Here is a 17350-nt window from a genome sequence, read left to right on the forward strand (position 1 = left end):
GTCAGGTGGTCAGGGCGCCCGCCAGATGTTGTCGAAGGCCGCGTTCTCGATGCGCCGCCGCTCGCGCACGGCCCCCAGCTCCGTGACCGCGTCGCCGACGGCGACCAGGACGGTGGCGACCGCCTCGTCGCCGGGCTCCTCCTCCGGCGGCCGCTCGCCCCCGATGCCCAGGGTGGCGGCGAGACCGCTGAGCACGGGCTCGCGGGACCACCAGCGGTCGGCGGCGTGCCGCCGGGCCGGGCTGTCGGCAGCCGCCGCCTTGTCGGCCCGGTGCGGCCACCAGTGCCGCTTCCCGGACAGCTGCCCCTCGGCGTCCAGGACGTCGCGATACGCCGTGACCAGCCCCTGCCCCCGGCGCCACAGCCAGTCCTCGACCGACTCGTGCGGCCCCTTGCGCACGAGCGCCGCCTGGGCCTCGTCCAGCATCCGGTCACCCGTGGCCAGCACGGGACCGGGCACGATGCGCTCACCGTCCAGGGTGAGCGCCCGTGCGCCGAGGAGGTCGATCAGCTCGGCTCCGGCGAGCGCGAGCGACACGTCCCCCGGCTCGACGGGGTGATCGCCGCGTACGTCGAGGCTGACGAGGAGCAGATCCCGCGGTGTGGTCATACCCCTACCATGTGCCGGGCCGGCCCGAGGCGCAGCCCGGCGGCACTCACGTCCGGCTCCTACTGGAGCTTCCACTTCTGGTTGGCGGCCCCGGTGCACGACCAGATCTGGGCCCGTGCCCCGTTGGCCGAGGAGTTGTCGGTGACGTCCAGGCACTTGTTCGCCGCCGTGTTCACCACATCACCGGTCGAAGCGCTGTACGACCACTGCTGGGCGCCGCTGCCATTGCAGTCGTAGAGCTGCACCTTCGCCCCGTCGGCCGTGGACGCCGACGTCACGTCCAGGCACTTGCCGAGCGCCTGCACCGACCCGTCGGACATGACGGTCCACTTCTGCGCCGTCGAGCCGTTGCAGTCGTAGAGCTGCACCGCCGTGCCGTTGGCGCTCGACCCGCCCGCCACGTCCAGGCATTTGCCGCCGAGGCCGACGAAGGCGCCGCTCGTGCTCCCGCCGCCGGACTGGGTGCCGGACCAGGTGAAGGTCGCCGAGGTCTTGCCCGGCAGCGAGTAGGTCGCGTGCTGGGAGCCCCAGTTGATGGTGACGGTCTTGGCGGAGGACGAGTCGTTGTAGGCGATCAGGGCCTTCGAGCCGTCCGGGTTGCGCCAGGCCACGTTCGGCACGGAGGTGGACGCCGTCGAGGCGATCCGCTGCGCGCCCGGCCGTACGAACTTGGTCAGGTGGCCCATCGTGTAGTACTCGACGGTGTAGTCGACGGTCCCGCTCGCGCCGTCCCCGTTGTGCACGGTGATCAGACCGGTGCAGGTGCCGCAACCGCCGTTGTGCGGGCCCATGTTCTGGTCCACGGCCAGCGACCACTTGGTCACCGACTTCGCCCAGTTGCGGGTGTAGTCGATGATGTTGTTCATGTCCTCGCGCTGCTGGTTGGCGACCCAGGTGCCCCCGGAGTGCTCGGTGCCGAACGCGTCCAGGTTCGGGTACTGGTTGTGGACGGTGGTCTGCTTGGAGACGCCGCTGATGTCGCTGTAGCCGTGCCAGGCGATCCCGCCGAAGTTGGGGTGGTTGCGGATCGTCGAGTCGTCGACGGACGCGGCCGCGTAGGAGTCGTAGACGTCCCAGTTCCAGTCGTGCGCCAGGACCTTGGTGGACAGGCCGGCCGACTGGAGCTGCGGCAGCAGGTCGTTCTTGAGGAAGTACTGGAGACCGGAGGCGTTCCAGCTCATCGACGGATAGCCCGAGCAACAGGTCGGCTCGTTCTGCGGGGTCACGTAGGAGACGTTGACGCCCTGGTTCTTGTACGCCTGGAGGTACTTCACGAAGTAGGCGGCGTACGCCCCGTAGTCCTCCGACTTCAGCCAGCCGCCGTTGAGCGAGCCGCTGTCCTTCATCCAGGCCGGAGCCGTCCATGGCGAGGCCATGACAGTCAGAGACGGGTTCAGCTGGAGGGCCTGCTTGGTGAGCGGGACGACGTCCGCGAGGTCGTGCGAGATGGAGAAGCTGTTCAGGTTCGGGTCCGTCTGGCCGGCCGGCACGTCGTCGTACGAGTACCCGTAGCGGGCCAGGTCCGAGGCGCCCATCGGATTGCGCAGGAACGACAGCCCGATCCCGTCCGTCGGCGAGAACAGCTTCCGCATGGTCGCGTCCCGCGTGGACTGGGACAGCGCACCGCTGCTGTTCATCAGCCAGGCGGCCGTGTCCGTGAAGGAGGCGCCGCCGCCGGTGAAGGTCTGGTAGCGGGTGTTCTCGTCGACGGTGATGTTCTCGCCGCCGCCACCGCTCCCGGACTGGAAGGCGAACGGCGTCTGCGCCTGGAGCCCGCGCGTGACATGGCGTCCGGCGGAGTCGTCGGTGGTGGTGAGGTACGCGGTGACCTGCTCGCCGGCCGCGTGTGCGGAGGGCATGCCGAGGACCGTGAGCCCGGCGGTGGTCAGCAGGCCGGCGAGCAGCAGCCGGGCCGTTCGCGGAGGTCTTCTCATGGTGCGCCACCCTTCGTGAGGTGGGGGATGGGAGGCGTGCGAGCCGTGAGTAAATGACGGCTTCCCATAGACGTCAAGGGGTCGCGCATTCAAAAACCAAACGCACAACGGCCTTGATCCGGCCGCGGGTTGGCCCTGCACCACTTCTGACGTGAAGTATTGACGGTGTCGCGCGCCGCGAGTTAACTCACGGCGTGATCTAAGTCATGAGTGAACCAAGAGCCGAGGGAAGGTCCATGCGAAGAACCGCCCTGCTCGTCTCCGCCGCACTCCTCACCGGTCTGCTCCCCTGGGCGACCGCGCGAGCCGCCGACGACCCGGCCCCCGTTCCCGTCGACCGCTTCGAGGGCGAGGTCCCCTTCGCCTCCCAGCCCGCCGAGGGCATCTTCACCTGGGGCGGCGACACCGACGATCCGCCCGCCCTTCAGTTCGCCGCCCGCCCGGACGCCCCCGAGGGCGAGAAGGTCCTCGCCGGCAGCTACGACATCAGCGGCTACGGCGGCTTCACCCACGACTACGCCGCGACCGAACCCGCCCACGACTGGTCCGCCCACAAAGGCATGCGCTTCTGGTGGGACGGCCAGGGCAACGGCAAGAAGATCACCTTCGAGATCAAGGACGGCGGCGCGAACGGCGAGGCCTCGGAACTCTGGACGACCTCCTTCACCGACGACTTCACCGGCTGGAAACAGATCGAGATCCCGTTCACCGACTTCACCTACCGAACGGACTACCAGCCGGTCGGCGGCATCGACCACGTCCTCGGCCTGACCCAGATGTGGGGGTACGCCGTCACGCTCCCCACCGGCGTCAAGGGCACCTTCGCCATGGACGACGTCGAGCTGTACGGCAAGGCCGACCAGTCCCTGCGCGCCTCCGTCACCACCGACTCCGCCGTCCACCCGGTCAAGGAGGGCGGCACCGCCGCGGTCCGGGTCACCGTGGCCACCACCGGCGCCGCCCCGGTCGACGAGCCCGTCACGGTCACCTACGAGACGACGGCCACCGGAACCGCCACCCCAGGCAAGGACTACACCCCGGTCACCGGCACCCTCACCTTCCCGGCCGGCACGGCCTCCGGCACCTCGCGGACCATCAAGATCCCCACCCTCAAGGACCGGAGCGCCGAGTCCGCCGAGACGATCCCCCTGAAGCTCACGGTGACCGGCGCCAAGGCCCCCACCGAGACCCCGCAGATCGTCATCGACGCCCACGGACTGCCGTACCTGAACAGCAAACTGCCGGTCAGGAAGCGCGTCGCGGACCTCGTGTCCCGCATGTCCCTGGCGGAGAAGACCGGCCAGATGACCCAGGCCGAGCGCGGGGCCGTGGGGAACGGGGGCGACATCGCGGCGTACGACCTCGGCTCGCTGCTCTCCGGCGGCGGTTCCACCCCCACGCCCAACACCCCCGACGGCTGGGCGAAGATGATCGACGCCTTCCAGCTCAGGACCCAGGCGACCCGCTTCCAGATCCCCCTGATCTACGGCGTGGACGCCGTCCACGGCCACAACAACCTGGTCGGCGCCACGATCATGCCGCACAACATCGGCATCGGCGCCACCCGTGACCCCCGGCTCGCCCAGCGGACGGGCGCGGTGACGGCAGCCGAGGTCCGGGCCACCGGCATCCCCTGGGACTTCGCCCCCTGCCTCTGCGTCACCCGCGACGAACGCTGGGGCCGCTCCTACGAGTCCTTCGGCGAGGACCCGGCCCTCGTCCAGTCCATGGAGACGATGATCCAGGGCCTCCAGGGCCGGGCGAACGGCAGCGACCTGAACCGGGACGACAAGGTACTCGCCACCGCCAAGCACTTCGTCGGCGACGGCGGCACCGAGTACGGCTCCTCGACGACCGGGACCTACAAGATCGACCAGGGCGTCACCAAGGTCACGAGGCAGCAACTCGAGGCCATCCACCTGTCCCCGTACCAGACCGCCGTCGACCGTGGCATCGGCACGGTCATGCCGTCGTACTCGTCCCTCGACATCCTCGGCGACGGGCAGGGCCCGGTGAAGATGCACGCCCGGGCCGACATGATCAACGGCGTGCTCAAGGGCCGCATGGGCTTCGACGGCTTCGTCATCAGCGACTGGAACGCCATCGACCAGCTTCCCGGCGACTACGCGTCCCACGTCCGCACCTCGGTCAACGCGGGCGTGGACATGATGATGGTGCCGTACAGCTACAAGGACTTCACCGCCGCGCTGACCGGCGAGGTGAAGGCGGGCCGGATCAGCGGGAAGCGGATCGACGACGCCGTCTCCCGCATCCTCACCCAGAAATTCAAGCTGGGCCTCTTCGAGCACCCGTACGCCGACACCACCGGCGCCGCGCGGATCGGTTCACCGGCCCACCGCGCCGTCGCCCGGCAGGCGGCCGCCGAGTCGCAGGTGCTGCTGAAGAACTCGGGCGGCCTGCTGCCGCTGCGCAAGAACCAGAAGGTGTACGTCGCCGGGTCCAACGCCGACGACATCGGCAACCAGACCGGCGGCTGGACGGTCACCTGGCAGGGCTCCTCCGGCAACATCGTCCCGGGCACGACGATCCTGGACGGAATGCGCAGGGCAGGCGGGGCCATCACCTACTCCAAGGACGCCTCCGCACCCCTGACCGGCTACGACGTCGGCGTGGTCGTCGTGGGCGAGACCCCGTACGCCGAAGGCGTCGGCGACGTGGGCAACGGCCACGACCTCAAGCTGTCCGCCACCGACCAGGCAGCCGTGGACAAGGTCTGCGCCGCCATGAAGTGCGCGGTACTGATCGTCTCCGGCCGTCCGCAGCTCATCGGCGACCGGATCGGGAAGATCGACGCCCTGGTCGCCTCCTGGCTGCCGGGCACCGAGGGCGACGGCGTGGCGGACGTCCTGTACGGCAGGCGGCCCTTCACCGGACAGCTCCCCGTCACCTGGCCCAGGTCCGAGGCCCAGCTGCCGATCAACGTGGGCGACACCTCGTACGACCCGCAGTTCCCGTACGGCTGGGGCCTGACCACCCTCACCAAGGTCCCGCGGGGCGACACGCCGACGCTGCGGGCACTGGCCGCCGCCGCGAGGGTGGCCGAGAGGACGGGCGCGGACGAGACCGGGCGCCGGCTGGTCACCAAGGCACGCCTGATCGTCCAGGGTCGGACGGGGCAGCAGATGACCCCGGCGGTCGCGAAGCCCTTCGCCGACGCGGACCACCTGCTGCTGACCGGACGGTACGGGCAGGCGGCGAGCAAACTGCTGGAGGCCTACCGGGCGGCATAAACCTGACCGGTTTTGGAAGGCTTCGGGTAGCTTCGAACCATGAAGGGTGTACGGACCCGAAGCCTTCCAGGGCTGCTGCTGGCCCTGGCACTCGCGGTCATGACCGTGCTCGCACCGCAGGCCACGGCCGCCGCCAGCGTCACGGCGGCCACGGCAGCCACCAGCGTCTCGAAAGCCACGACCGCCACCAGCGTCTCGACGATCGCCGAGGCCCTTCGCAAGAGCCCCGTCTACGTCGACCCCGCGGCCTCCGCCCAGCTGTCGGCGCCGGACTCCGGCGCACTCGCCAGGCGGATCGAGAGCGCCGGCAAACCCCTGTTCATCGCGGTGCTCCCGGCCGACTACCCCACCCGCAACCTCTTCACCGACCTGCGCACCGCCACCGGCGTCACCGGCCTGTACGCCATCCGCCTCGGCGACCGCTTCGACGCCCGCGCCGACTCCTCCGTCCTGCCCCGAACGGCCGTACGCAACCTGGTCACCAGCGTCCAGGGCGAGAACGCCAAGACCCAGCTGACCGACTTCACCGACCGCGCCCTGGCCAACATGGGCGGCAAGGCCCCCGCGTCATGGGGCACCTCCTCCGGCGGAGCCACCGGAGTCTCCATCACCGCCCTGATCGCCACGGCGGCCGTCCTGGTGGCCGGCGGCGCGGGCGCGTACGCGGTCGTCCGCCGCAACCGCCGCCGCCACGCCGCGGAACAGCGGGCCGCCCTGGACCGCCTGCGCGTCGTCGTGGACGAGGACATCACCGCCTTCGGCGAGGAGCTGGACCGCCTCGAGTTCCACCCGGCGGAGCCGGGCGCCGACGACGCCATGCGCGCGGACTACGAGCGAGCCCTGAACGCCTACGAGAACGCCAAGCAGTACATGGCCGAGGCCCGCAAACCCGAGGACGTGCGCGCCGTCACCCAGGCCCTGGAGGACGGCCGCTTCTCCCTCACCCAGCTCGCCGCCCGACGCGAGGGCCGCCCCCTGCCCGAACGCCGCCCACCCTGCTTCTTCGACCCACGCCACGGCCCCTCGGTCACCGACGCCACCTGGACCCCGCCCGGCGGCGCCCCCCGCGAGGTCCCGGTCTGCGCGGCCGACGCCACTCGCCTCGCCGACGGCCGCGACCCGGTCGTCCGCGAGGTCGACACCGACTACGGCCGCCGCCCCTACTGGGACGCGGGCCCCGCCTACGGCCCCTGGGCGGGCGGCTACTTCGGCGGCGGCATCCTGCCCGGCCTGCTGATCGGCACGGCACTCGGCGGCATCATGTCGGGCCCGGCATACGCGGCCGACTACGGCGCCGGGTACGGGGATTTCGGGGGCGGTTATGAGGGCGGGGATGTGTCCGGGGCGGACTTCGATCCGGGGGACTTCGGGGGCGGGTTCGGGGACGGCGGGGGATTCGGGGACGGCGGGGGAGGGGACTTCAGCGGCGGGTTCTGAGGGGAGGCGCTGAGGAGGCCGCTTCCGGCGCTCCCCCCAGCCGTTCCATCAGCGCACCCGCCAGCATCAGCACCCCTCGCTCCGTCTCGCTGAGCGACGCGAGCGCCCCGGCCAGCCAGGCGTCACGCTCGGCCATGTCCCGCTCCAGCACCCGCCGCCCCTCCGCGGTAAGCGTCAACACGGACTGACGCCGGTCGACGCGGTCCGCTTCCCGCACGATCAGTCCGCCCTCCTCCAGTTCCGCGAAGACCCGGGTCAGCGACTGCGGCCGCTGCCGCTCCGCCGCCGCGATCGCACCGGGCGTGGCCGGCCCGTACCGGTGCAGATACCCGAGCACGACGAGCTGGTTGGGGCTGAGGCTGCCGTCACCGCGTTCCTGCCGGAGGCGGCGGTTCAGACGGACGATGCCGCGGCGGAGACGGGCGGCTTCGGGTAGGTGGTCCATGCCCGTCGATCTTACGCGATTGCTTACTATTACTCGGGGCCAAGCGCCGCTAAGCACCGCTATTGTTCATCCGTGACCGCCAAACTAATACGCAACGCGTACGAAGCGGCCCTGACGATGACCGCCGTCCTGCTCTGCTGGAGCGCCGCGCTCTGGCTGGAGAGCACCGCCGGACTGCACACCGACGTGCTCGTCCTCGCGGTCGCCCTGACCCTGACTCTGGCCTCCACCCAGCGCACCGCGAACACGCGCCGCCGCCTCACCGCGCTGCTCCTGCTCCCCGCGACGGCGGCTGTGGCCCAGTTACTCGGCCGCCTCATCGCCACGCACTACGCCGCCGGCGCGGCCGCCTACACCGCCGGGATCTCCCTGGCCATCTGGATCCGCCGCTACGGCCCGACCGCCACCAAGGTCGGCACCCTCCTGACCCTCCCGCTCGTCGCACTCCTCGTCGTCCCGGGCCCGGCGCTGCCGCCCGAGTCCCAGGGCGTTCTGGTGAACTGGGCGTGGTCGGCGCTGATCGGGACGCTGGCCTGCGTGTGCGTGTGGCTGGTACAGGCACTGGCCGACCGATACGGACCCCGGCCCGCTGAAGCCGAGGAGACCGCGCCCAGCCGCGCCTCCCGCCTCCACCCCCGCCCCAGCACCCGCATGGCCCTACAGATGGCGGCCGGCGTCGCCGCCGCCTTCGCACTGGGGCGGCTCTTCTTCGACCATCACTGGCCATGGCTGGTGCTCACCGCATACGTCGCCGCGAGCGGCAATCGCGGCCGAACGGACGTACTGCGCAAGGGAATCGAGCGGCTCATCGGCGCGAGCGCGGGCACGCTGCTGGCGACGGGAGTGGCGGCGGCCGGTGCGACGGGCCCAGCCGCGGTGGCCCTGATGTTCGCCGTCCTGGCGGTGGCGTTGTGGCTGCGCCCGCTCAACTACGCCTACTGGGCAGCCGGCATGACCACCGCCCTCTCCCTGCTCCTCGGCTACTTCGGCCAGGACGCCACCAGCCTGCTGCCCACCCGCCTGGCCGGAATCGCCGTCGGCGCGGTCCTGTCAGTGGCGGCGTCCTGGTGGCTGCTACCGGTACCGAAACGGCGCGCGGTTACCGCCAATACCGGGCCGCATACCGCTCCCCGGACGCATGCCACCACGCCGGCGGAGACGCCCCCCGCGCGACAGCCCACGGCTGATCCGGATGCAACCCGAGCCGCCGCAGGGCCCGAGCATCGACAGAGAGACTGATCCGGCCGTACGGGTCCCCGTCGACCATCCGCCTGCACGCGAGGTCGCACCGAAGCTCTTCCGGGGCGAACGGCATCCAGTCGATGCCGCGTTCACGCAGTCAAGCGCAGAGCACTCGAAACGGCTTGCGCCCCGGCGAGTTCTCGCACGAGGTGATGAAAACCCATTCGGTGTTTTCAGGAGGGGATGCCGTCAAGGAACTCACTCCAGGTGGCGGGGGAGAGGGTGAGCGTGGGGGCGGTGGGGGTTTTGGAGTCTCGGATGTGGATGGTGGTGGGGGTTGTGGCTACTTCTAGGCAGTCGCCGCCTTCGCTGCTGCTGTAGCTGGACTTGTGCCAGCCGTATGCGATTTCGACACAGTCGCCGCCCTGGCTGCCGCTGTAGCTGGACTTGAACCACGCCAGGCTGTCCGAGCGGTTCTGCTGCCGTGCTGCAGTCATCATGACTCTCCTAGCAGTCCATTCAACAGGCGCACGCTCTCGTCCGGCGAGAGGGCCTGAGACCGCAGCATTCCATACTGGAGGTGATAGTCACTGACGTCATCGGGATCATCGACGAGGAAGCTTGCGCGCTGCACCTCCAAGTACACGAGACGCTCGTATTCAGGGGTTTCCAACAGCACCATCGGACCGTCGAGACAGGCGTGCGGCGTGCGGTCCATCGGCATGATCTGCATGCTCATGTGCACGGGCTCGGTGTACTCCAGGATCCGGCGGATCTGCTCGCGCATGATCTCCGTGTCGCCGACCCGGCGCCGCAGGACGCTCTCCTCCAGGATGAAGTGCCCCACGGGCGGCTGGTCCCGCCGCCAGAGCAACTGCCGGTCCATGCGCGTGTTCACCCACTGCTCGGCGGTCTCGCTGCCCAGTGCCGGATAGCGGTAGTCGAAGACGGCCCGACAGTAGTCCCGCGTCTGAAGCAGCCCCGGAACGACCAGGCTCTGGTAGGACATGATGCTGACCGCTTCTTGCTCGTGCTCCACGAGACCCTGCGCGAACTGAACGATCCGCTCCCGCACGGGCATCTTCTCCACCAGCACGGCCAACGCCCCGCCCGTTCCCAGAAGCTCGTCGAACTGCTCGGCCCGGTCCGGCTGCAAGGCCAACCGCCCCTGCTCGACGGAACGCACCGTGTCCACGTGGACGTTGGCGGCCTCGGCTAACCGCTCCTGGGTGAGTCGCGCCTGTTTCCGGTAGTGGGCGACCACCGCGCCGATCGCCTGCCACGATCCGACCTTCTTGGGCTTCTTCCCCGAGTACATGCCGGACCCTTTCCCCCGTCGTTCCCTGAAGTCCTCGTAGTGGAGTCGTAGTAATCAGCACTACGACTTCACCCATTGGTCCACTTTAGTGACCGACAGTGACACTGGCGCCATGAACGCGGAACTCCAACACCCCCACACCCGCGAGGCGTACTACCGCCGAGACCGCAGATCGGTGCGCCTGGCAAGGCACTTCGCGCGTACGACGCTGGCGGACTGGGAGATCACCGAGCGCACGGACGACGTGCTGCTCTGCGTGAGCGAACTGGCGACCAACGCGCTGCTCCACGGCGTCCCCCCGGGCCGTGGCTTCACGCTCCGCTTGACGCGGCATCCCGACGGCGTCCTACGGATCGAACTCCATGACAGCGGAGGAGGCGAGGTCCAAGTCCCGGACCACTGCCCGGAGTCGGAACACGGCCGAGGCCTGCTGCTGGTGGCGGCGCTCGCCGACAAGTGGGGGGTGGCTGAGCGGAGCCCCGGCAAGATCGTGTGGGCGGAGTTCGAGAGTGACCGTGGGGCCGCCCGCTTCTTTGCCAGTGTCGTGATTCCGCGACCCGAGTAAAGGGCGCTCCCGCTCCGCTGCGCTGCGCTCCCGCGTCGCCTACGGCGATCGGCCTACGGCCGACCCTTGACTCGGCCCCCGGAATCACGGGGAAGAAGCGAGCGGGCAGCCCGGGGAAAGCGGGGCCCGGGTGGGCGGCCCCTCCACCCAACTGGGCCGCGGGCCGGGGTTCGGGGGCGCGACCGCGCCTCGCCAGCACGCCGGCCCGGCTCAGCGGCTATCGGTGAGTGGGGGGAGGAGGAAGTTGGGGGGCAGGGGGAAGTTGGGGGCAGGGGGGTCGGGGGTGCGTTGGGCGGGTGGCGGCACGCCGGGAGGGCTTGGCGACTTGCGGCCGGTGGGTGGGGGGTGGGGGGTGGCGGGCCCTGGGCGGGTGGTGCCTGCTGGCGGCTGCTGGTGGCTGCTGGTGGCTGCCGGTGGATGGGATCTCGTCGCGCAATCCCGGCAGATCGGGTGTGGGGTGGGTGATTGGCAGATGCGTCCCACGCCACCCCTCGGTGACCTGGGGATGGACCTCCGCCCGGTGGGACGGATCTGCCAATCACCGTTCCTGGGCGGTGAGGGGCGAGCCGGAAGGGATGGCGGACCACGATTGGCAGATATGGGCCATCCCTAAGCCGCGTGACCTGGGGCTTCACCACTCACCCCCGGCCCATATCTGCCAAATACTCCAAATGCCCACCGATTGTGTCCCCGAGCCGGGACTGCTGGTGTCGCGCCCCCAACCACCCATCCACCGATCGCCGCCAAGCCCACCCCACCCGGCGTGCCGCCCCCCACCCACCGCGCCCCCCCACCTCCCATCCCCCACCCACCGATCGCCGCCAAACCTCCCCGGCGTGCAGGCGAGGCGCGTCCGCGCCCCCCCAACCCCGGCCCGCAGCCCAGCCCACGTAAGGGGTGGCCTACCCGGGCCCGCGTCTTTCCGGGCCGCTCGCTCGCTTCTTCCCCGTGCTGGAGCGGTCCGGGTCAAGGGTCGGCCGCAAGGCCGATCGGCGTAGCCGACGCGGAGTGCAGCGAAGCGGAACGCAGCGCCCTTGACGCGGGCCGTGGAAGCACGACACTGCAAAGAAGCGAGTGGCCCCTACGGCCACTTGAAGACACCGTCCACGAAAAGAGGCCGCCTTGCCCCCAGAGCTCACCGTCGCGCTGGACGGGAACTCTCGGGGCAAGGCGGCCTTCGAGGCGCTCGGCAGGACCGGCTGCACCTCGCGATGCTCGGTCTGCTGCGCGCCCGCACCCCCCAGGCCCGCGCCGCGCAGGTGAAGGCGGTGCCGGCGAAGCTGGAGGGCGGGCGTGGGCTCAGGCGTTCTTGATCGCCGAGATGTCGAAGTTGAGCTTGATCTTGTCGGAGACCAGGACGCCGCCGGTCTCCAGCGCCGCGTTCCAGGTCAGGCCCCACTCGGAGCGCAGGATCTCGGCCTTGCCCTCAAAGCCCACGCGCTCGTTGCCGAAGGGGTCCTTCGCGGCGCCGTTGAACTCGAGGTCGATGGTGAGCGGCTTGGTGACCCCCAGGACGGAGAGGTCGCCGGTGACGCGGTAGTCGTCGCCGCCGAGGGCCTCCGCCTTGGTGGAGCGGAACGTCATGGTCGGGAACTCGTCCGTCTTGAAGAAGTCCGACGACTTCAGGTGACCGTCGCGGTCGGCGTTGCCGGTGTCGATGCTGTCCATCTTGACGTCGAGGGAGGCGGTGGACTTCGACGGGTCGGAGCCGTCCAGGTGCAGCGTGCCGCTGAAGTCGAGGAAGCTGCCCTTGACGTTGGTGACCATGGCGTGGCGGGCCACGAAGCCGATCGTGGTGTGGGCCGGGTCGATCGTGTACTCGCCGGTCAGCGCGGCGAGGCCGGGGTTTACGGCGGCCGGCGCGGCGGCGGCCGGAGTTGTGGTCTCGGCGGTGTCCTTGCGGCCGAAGATGCCCATTACGTGCTCCTTTGGGGACGGGCGAACTGATGTTGAATGTTCAACGAGGTCAACACGAACGACCGTAGACCTATTCCGTTCAAGATTCAACATCATCCGTGGGTGTGTTGCCGGAATTACCGTGTGTCACCCGGTTCCCCGGGGAAAGGTGCGGTGGTAGACGGCATGGGCATGACTTCCACACGTCGCGCCTTCCTCTCCGCCACCCTCTCCACGACGGCCCTCGTCGCAACGGCCCTCGCCACGACGGCCCTCGTCTCGACTCCCGGGACGGCCAACGCTGAGGGCGATCCGGCCTCCCCCTACGAAACCCTCCGCCGCCGCTGGCTCGACATCGCCCTGGGCGCGGGATACGACCCCACCGCCCAGCCCTACGCCGCCCGCCTCGCCCGGACCGGTGAACTCGCCCGCGCCTTACGGGCCTCCATGACCCCGACCGCCACCTCCCTCTGGCCCGGATACCCCTTCGACCCGCCCGCAGGCATCACCCAGAGCTACAGCCGCCTGTGGACGATGACCCAGGCCTACGTCCAGGACGGCACCGGGTCCACCGGCGACGAAAGCCTCCTCGCGGACGTGCTGCGCGGCATCGACCATCTCTCCGCCACCGTCTACAACCCCGCCACCACCCGCTACGGCAACTGGTGGGAGTGGCAGATCGGCAGCCCCCGCCTCCTCATGGACATCGCGGTCGCCCTGTACGACCGACTCGGCGACGCCCGTACCGCAGCCGCCTGCGCCGCCGTCGACCACTTCATCCCGGACACGATGCTCACCGACTACTCCGGCACCTCCACCGGCGCCAACCGCGTGGACCTGTGCCGCAGTGTCGCCCTGCGCGGCATCCTCGGCCGGGCCGCCGACCGGATCGCGCTCGCCCGGGACGCGCTCTCGCCGGTCTTCCCGTATGTCACGACGGGCGACGGGCTGTATGCCGACGGCTCGTTCGTCCAGCACACCTGGGTCGCCTACTCGGGGACGTACGGGCAGGTCATGCTCGACGGGCTCGGGCGGCTGCTCACGCTGCTCGCCGGGTCGCAGTGGGCGGTCACCGATCCGCAGCGGCAGAACGTTCTCGACAGCGTCGAGCACGCCTACGCGCCCCTCATCCACGACGGGTTGGTGATGGACTGCGTCAACGGGCGCGCCATGACCCGGGGTTACCTGAAGAGCGACGACCTGCACGTCATGCGCAGCGACCACTTCCACGGGCAACTGCTCATCGCCTCCCTGGCGCTGCTGGCGGGCGCCGCGAGCGGGGAAGAGCGGGAACGGTGGTACAGCCGTATCAAGGGGTGGATCGGACGGGACACTGAATCCCCGATCCTGACGGCTCCCCAGTTCGACGTCGCCGACCTGGCCCGGCTGCACGCCGTCGCCGCGGCGCCCGTGGCCGCCGTGCCCGAGCCCACCGGTCACCGTCTCTTCGCCGCCATGGACCGAGCCGTGCACCGGCGTCCCGGCTTCGTCGCGGCCCTCTCCATGTCCAGTGACCGCATCGCCTCCTACGAGTGCGGCAACGGCGAGAACCCGCGCGGCTGGCACACGGGCGCCGGGATGCTCTGCTGGTGGGCCGCCGGCCGGAGCGGGCAGCACGGCGGCCAGTACACGGACTGGTTCTGGCCCACGGTGAACTGGTACCGGCTGCCCGGCACCACCGTCTCCACCAAGCCCCTCGCCGACGGGGCCGGCGGCGAATGGGGCGCGCCGAAGCCGGACGTGCGCTGGGTCGGCGGCACGACGGACGGTGAGTACGCGGTGATCGGCCAGCATGTGAAGGGCCTCGGCTCCACGCTCGAGGCCCGCAAGTCCTGGTACTTCGTCGCGGACGCGGTGATCTGTCTCGGCGCCGGGATCACCTGCGCCGACGGCGTTCCGGTCGAGACGGTCGTGGACAACCGGAATCTGGGGGAGGGCGGCACGCAGGCCTTCGCGCGCGGGCCGGGATGGGCGCACCTGGAGGGCCACGGCGGCTGGATCCTGCCGTACGGCGACCGCGGCCTGCCCACCCTGCGCAGCCTGCGCGAGGACCGCACCGGTGCCTGGTCCGACATCAACACCACCAGTACGACGGAGCGGCGCACCCGGCGCTGGCAGACCCTCTGGCTGGACCACGGTATCGATCCGACGGACGCCACGTACGTCTATCTCCTCCTTCCCGGTGCTTCCCGCCACCAGGTCACCGCCCGCGCCGCCGACCGCCACTGGCTGTCGGTGCTCGCCAACGACGCCCGACGGCAGGCGGTCGCCGTGCCCTCCCTCGGGCTGATCGCCGCCAACTTCTGGCAGGCCGCCACTGCCGGGCCGCTGGCCGCCTCAGCGGGGGCGAGCGTGCTGGTCCGGCGGCGGGGGCGGACGGCTAGGCTCTGTGTCGGCGAGCCGCCGCGCACCGGCGAGCCGCTGGAGATCGTCTGGGATCATCCGGTGCGGGCGGTGCTGCGGGCGGACGACTCGGTCGAGGTCCTGTCGGCGGGCCGCCGTTTGAGGGTCCGTGTCACTCCGGGGATGGCATGCGCCACGCACGAATGTGAGGTGGCTCTACGGTGACGGCTTTGTGGCGTACCTACAACGGTCACGGCCTCTGAGCAGTCGGAACGGCTGCATCCCGTGGCGGTTCTGTTCAGTGGTACCAGTAAAACGGGCCGGAGACTGTACGGAGTCGACGGCTCGCTTTCCTTGGTGTCCTTCGTAAGGTCGCTACATGACCGTTTTGGAAGAGACGACGGGTGAGCCGACGGACGTGCCGAGCACCGAGCCGACGGACGCGCGCGGGCGGGTCGCCGAGCTGCACGAGATTCGTGCGCAGGCCGTCGCGGGCCCCAGCGAGAAGGCGACCCAGGCGCAGCACGCCAAGGGCAAGCTGACGGCCCGGGAGCGCATCGAGCTGCTGGTGGACCCGGGTTCCTTCCAGGAGGTCGAGCAGCTGCGCCGGCACCGGGCGACCGGGTTCGGGCTGGAGGCGAAGAAGCCGTACACCGACGGTGTCATCACCGGGTGGGGGACGGTGGAGGGGCGTACGGTCTTCGTGTACGCCCATGACTTCCGGATCTTCGGCGGTGCGCTGGGCGAGGCCCATGCCACGAAGATCCACAAGATCATGGACATGGCCATCGCGGCCGGGGCGCCGCTGGTGTCGCTCAACGACGGTGCGGGCGCCCGTATCCAGGAGGGTGTCTCCGCGCTGGCCGGCTACGGCGGGATCTTTCAGCGCAACACCAAGGCGTCCGGGGTCATCCCGCAGATCAGTGTGATGCTCGGCCCGTGCGCGGGCGGCGCGGCCTACAGCCCCGCCCTGACGGACTTCGTGTTCATGGTCCGTGAGACCTCGCAGATGTTCATCACCGGGCCCGATGTGGTCAAGGCGGTGACGGGCGAGGAGATCAGCCAGAACGGGCTCGGCGGCGCCGACGTGCACGCCGAGACCTCCGGCGTGTGCCACTTCGCGTACGACGACGAGGAGACCTGCATCGCCGAGGTGCGCTACCTCCTCTCGCTGCTCCCGCAGAACAACCGCGAGAACCCGCCCCGGGTGGACGCCACGGACCCGGTGGAGCGCCGCTCGGACGTCCTGCTGGACCTGGTCCCGGCGGACGGCAACCGGCCGTACGACATGATCAAGGTCATCGAGGAGATCGTCGACGACGGCGACTACCTCGAGGTCCACGAACGCTGGGCGCGCAACATCATCTGCGCCCTGGCCCGCCTGGACGGCCAGGTGGTCGGCATCATCGCCAACCAGCCGCAGGTGCTCGCGGGCGTCCTGGACATCGAGGCGAGTGAAAAAGCTGCGCGCTTTGTCCAGATGTGTGACGCTTTCAATGTCCCGATCGTCACTTTCCTGGACGTCCCGGGGTTCCTGCCCGGTGTCGACCAGGAGCACGGCGGGATCATCCGGCACGGCGCGAAGCTGCTGTACGCCTACTGCAACGCGACCGTGCCGAGGATCTCGCTGATCCTGCGCAAGGCGTACGGAGGTGCCTACATCGTCATGGACAGCCAGTCGATCGGCGCCGACCTCACCTACGCCTGGCCGACGAACGAGATCGCCGTGATGGGCGCGGAGGGCGCGGCCAACGTGATCTTCCGCCGTCAGATCGCGGGCGCCGAGGACCCCGAGGCCATGCGGCAGAAGATGGTCAAGGAGTACAAGGCCGAGCTGATGCACCCGTACTACGCGGCCGAGCGCGGCCTCGTCGACGACGTCATCGACCCGGCCGAGACCCGCGAGGTACTGATCCGGTCCCTGGCGATGCTGCACACCAAGCACGCCGACCTCCCCTCCCGCAAGCACGGCAACCCCCCGCAGTAACCCGGCGGAACCTCCGCGGTACCCCCGCGGAAACCTCTCTCACGGAGACTGACACCCATGGACAACGCTGAGATCCGCGTCGAGAAGGGCCACGCCGAGCCCGAGGAGGTCGCCGCCATCACGGCCGTCCTCCTGGCCCGTGCGGCGGCCGCCCCGTCGGCCCCGGCGCACCGCGCCCGCCCGAAGGCCGGCTGGCGCCGCCTGGAGCGCGAGCCCGGCTTCCGCGCCCCGCACAGCTGGCACGGCTAGGCTGCGCCGCTCGAACGTAGGAAAAGGGCCCCTCTTGACAGAGGGGCCCTTTCCTTTGCTGGAACGGCTTGTGCCGATGCTGAAACGGCCTGCGCTGTGCCATATGGATGGGCGGGCCCTCCCAGCCGGGAGGG

General features: G+C 70.1%; 13 protein-coding genes. 7 read left to right on the top strand and 6 right to left on the bottom strand.

Features of this window, described 5'->3' with window-relative positions:
- Positions 1 to 9: 9 nt before the first annotated feature.
- Both ACWGJM_RS44030 and ACWGJM_RS44035 read right to left on the bottom strand, forming a co-directional pair.
- Complete coding sequence (locus ACWGJM_RS44030) at positions 10 to 609, bottom strand: GOLPH3/VPS74 family protein (RefSeq protein WP_453417399.1); 600 nt, start codon at positions 607 to 609, stop codon at positions 10 to 12.
- A 59-nt stretch (positions 610 to 668) separates the two neighbouring features.
- A complete protein-coding gene (locus ACWGJM_RS44035; protein ID WP_453417400.1) occupies positions 669 to 2543 on the bottom strand; it encodes a ricin-type beta-trefoil lectin domain protein in 1875 nt (624 codons plus the stop codon).
- Positions 2544 to 2779: 236 nt separating this feature from the next.
- Here ACWGJM_RS44035 and ACWGJM_RS44040 point away from each other — a divergent pair, with 236 nt between their 5' ends.
- Positions 2780 to 5794, top strand: a complete 3015-nt coding sequence (locus tag ACWGJM_RS44040; protein WP_453417401.1) for a glycoside hydrolase family 3 protein — start codon at positions 2780 to 2782, stop codon at positions 5792 to 5794.
- A gap of 39 nt (positions 5795 to 5833) precedes the next feature.
- Entirely contained in the window at positions 5834 to 7231 is a 1398-nt protein-coding gene (locus tag ACWGJM_RS44045) for a hypothetical protein (protein ID WP_453417402.1), read from the top strand.
- Here the strand turns inward: ACWGJM_RS44045 and ACWGJM_RS44050 are convergent.
- Positions 7215 to 7676, bottom strand: a complete 462-nt coding sequence (locus tag ACWGJM_RS44050) for a MarR family winged helix-turn-helix transcriptional regulator (RefSeq protein WP_453417403.1) — start codon at positions 7674 to 7676, stop codon at positions 7215 to 7217. The genes ACWGJM_RS44045 and ACWGJM_RS44050 overlap by 17 nt on opposite strands.
- Before the next feature lie 72 nt (positions 7677 to 7748).
- Here ACWGJM_RS44050 and ACWGJM_RS44055 point away from each other — a divergent pair, with 72 nt between their 5' ends.
- Positions 7749 to 8915, top strand: a complete 1167-nt coding sequence (locus ACWGJM_RS44055) for an FUSC family protein (RefSeq protein ID WP_453417404.1) — start codon at positions 7749 to 7751, stop codon at positions 8913 to 8915.
- A gap of 176 nt (positions 8916 to 9091) precedes the next feature.
- Here the strand turns inward: ACWGJM_RS44055 and ACWGJM_RS44060 are convergent, their stop codons facing one another.
- Positions 9092 to 9358, bottom strand: a complete 267-nt coding sequence (locus tag ACWGJM_RS44060; RefSeq protein WP_453417405.1) for a DUF397 domain-containing protein — start codon at positions 9356 to 9358, stop codon at positions 9092 to 9094.
- Positions 9355 to 10176: a helix-turn-helix domain-containing protein gene (locus tag ACWGJM_RS44065; RefSeq protein WP_453417406.1), complete on the bottom strand. Its 822-nt coding sequence runs from the start codon at positions 10174 to 10176 to the stop codon at positions 9355 to 9357. Before ACWGJM_RS44065 ends, ACWGJM_RS44060 begins: the two co-directional genes overlap by 4 nt.
- Before the next feature lie 112 nt (positions 10177 to 10288).
- Between ACWGJM_RS44065 and ACWGJM_RS44070 the strand changes: the two genes are divergently transcribed.
- Positions 10289 to 10741 carry an ATP-binding protein gene (locus tag ACWGJM_RS44070; protein ID WP_453417407.1) on the top strand — a complete coding sequence of 151 codons (453 nt, stop codon included), beginning with the start codon at positions 10289 to 10291 and terminating at the stop codon, positions 10739 to 10741.
- Between the two features lie 1299 nt (positions 10742 to 12040).
- On the opposite strand, the gene ACWGJM_RS44075 is transcribed toward ACWGJM_RS44070, so the two are convergent.
- Positions 12041 to 12658 (bottom strand): YceI family protein, encoded by a 618-nt coding sequence (locus tag ACWGJM_RS44075; protein WP_453417408.1) that lies wholly within the window; start codon positions 12656 to 12658, stop codon positions 12041 to 12043.
- Between the two features lie 171 nt (positions 12659 to 12829).
- Here ACWGJM_RS44075 and ACWGJM_RS44080 point away from each other — a divergent pair, with 171 nt between their 5' ends.
- The 3 genes from ACWGJM_RS44080 (at position 12830) to ACWGJM_RS44090 (ending at position 17216) form a co-directional block, all read left to right on the top strand.
- Positions 12830 to 15205, top strand: coding sequence for a polysaccharide lyase 8 family protein (locus ACWGJM_RS44080; protein ID WP_453417409.1), 2376 nt, complete (start codon positions 12830 to 12832; stop codon positions 15203 to 15205).
- Between the two features lie 154 nt (positions 15206 to 15359).
- On the top strand, positions 15360 to 16967 hold the full coding sequence (locus ACWGJM_RS44085; RefSeq protein ID WP_453417410.1) for an acyl-CoA carboxylase subunit beta: 1608 nt from the start codon (positions 15360 to 15362) through the stop codon (positions 16965 to 16967).
- A 57-nt stretch (positions 16968 to 17024) separates the two neighbouring features.
- Positions 17025 to 17216 carry an acyl-CoA carboxylase subunit epsilon gene (locus ACWGJM_RS44090; protein ID WP_355941144.1) on the top strand — a complete coding sequence of 64 codons (192 nt, stop codon included), beginning with the start codon at positions 17025 to 17027 and terminating at the stop codon, positions 17214 to 17216.
- Positions 17217 to 17350 lie beyond the last annotated feature (134 nt).

The organism is Streptomyces sp. NPDC054834, from assembly GCF_053611185.1.

Excerpts from the sequence above, each read along its gene's own strand:
- ACWGJM_RS44030 (WP_453417399.1), bottom strand. The coding sequence starts at position 609 with ATGACCACACCGCGGGATCTGCTCCTCGTCAGCCTCGACGTACGCGGC.
- ACWGJM_RS44035 (WP_453417400.1), bottom strand. The coding sequence starts at position 2,543 with ATGAGAAGACCTCCGCGAACGGCCCGGCTGCTGCTCGCCGGCCTGCTG.
- ACWGJM_RS44040 (WP_453417401.1), top strand. The coding sequence starts at position 2,780 with ATGCGAAGAACCGCCCTGCTCGTCTCCGCCGCACTCCTCACCGGTCTG.
- ACWGJM_RS44045 (WP_453417402.1), top strand. The coding sequence starts at position 5,834 with ATGAAGGGTGTACGGACCCGAAGCCTTCCAGGGCTGCTGCTGGCCCTG.
- ACWGJM_RS44050 (WP_453417403.1), bottom strand. The coding sequence starts at position 7,676 with ATGGACCACCTACCCGAAGCCGCCCGTCTCCGCCGCGGCATCGTCCGT.
- ACWGJM_RS44060 (WP_453417405.1), bottom strand. The coding sequence starts at position 9,358 with ATGATGACTGCAGCACGGCAGCAGAACCGCTCGGACAGCCTGGCGTGG.
- ACWGJM_RS44065 (WP_453417406.1), bottom strand. The coding sequence starts at position 10,176 with ATGTACTCGGGGAAGAAGCCCAAGAAGGTCGGATCGTGGCAGGCGATC.
- ACWGJM_RS44070 (WP_453417407.1), top strand. The coding sequence starts at position 10,289 with ATGAACGCGGAACTCCAACACCCCCACACCCGCGAGGCGTACTACCGC.
- ACWGJM_RS44075 (WP_453417408.1), bottom strand. The coding sequence starts at position 12,658 with ATGGGCATCTTCGGCCGCAAGGACACCGCCGAGACCACAACTCCGGCC.
- ACWGJM_RS44080 (WP_453417409.1), top strand. The coding sequence starts at position 12,830 with ATGACTTCCACACGTCGCGCCTTCCTCTCCGCCACCCTCTCCACGACG.
- ACWGJM_RS44085 (WP_453417410.1), top strand. The coding sequence starts at position 15,360 with ATGACCGTTTTGGAAGAGACGACGGGTGAGCCGACGGACGTGCCGAGC.
- ACWGJM_RS44090 (WP_355941144.1), top strand. The coding sequence starts at position 17,025 with ATGGACAACGCTGAGATCCGCGTCGAGAAGGGCCACGCCGAGCCCGAG.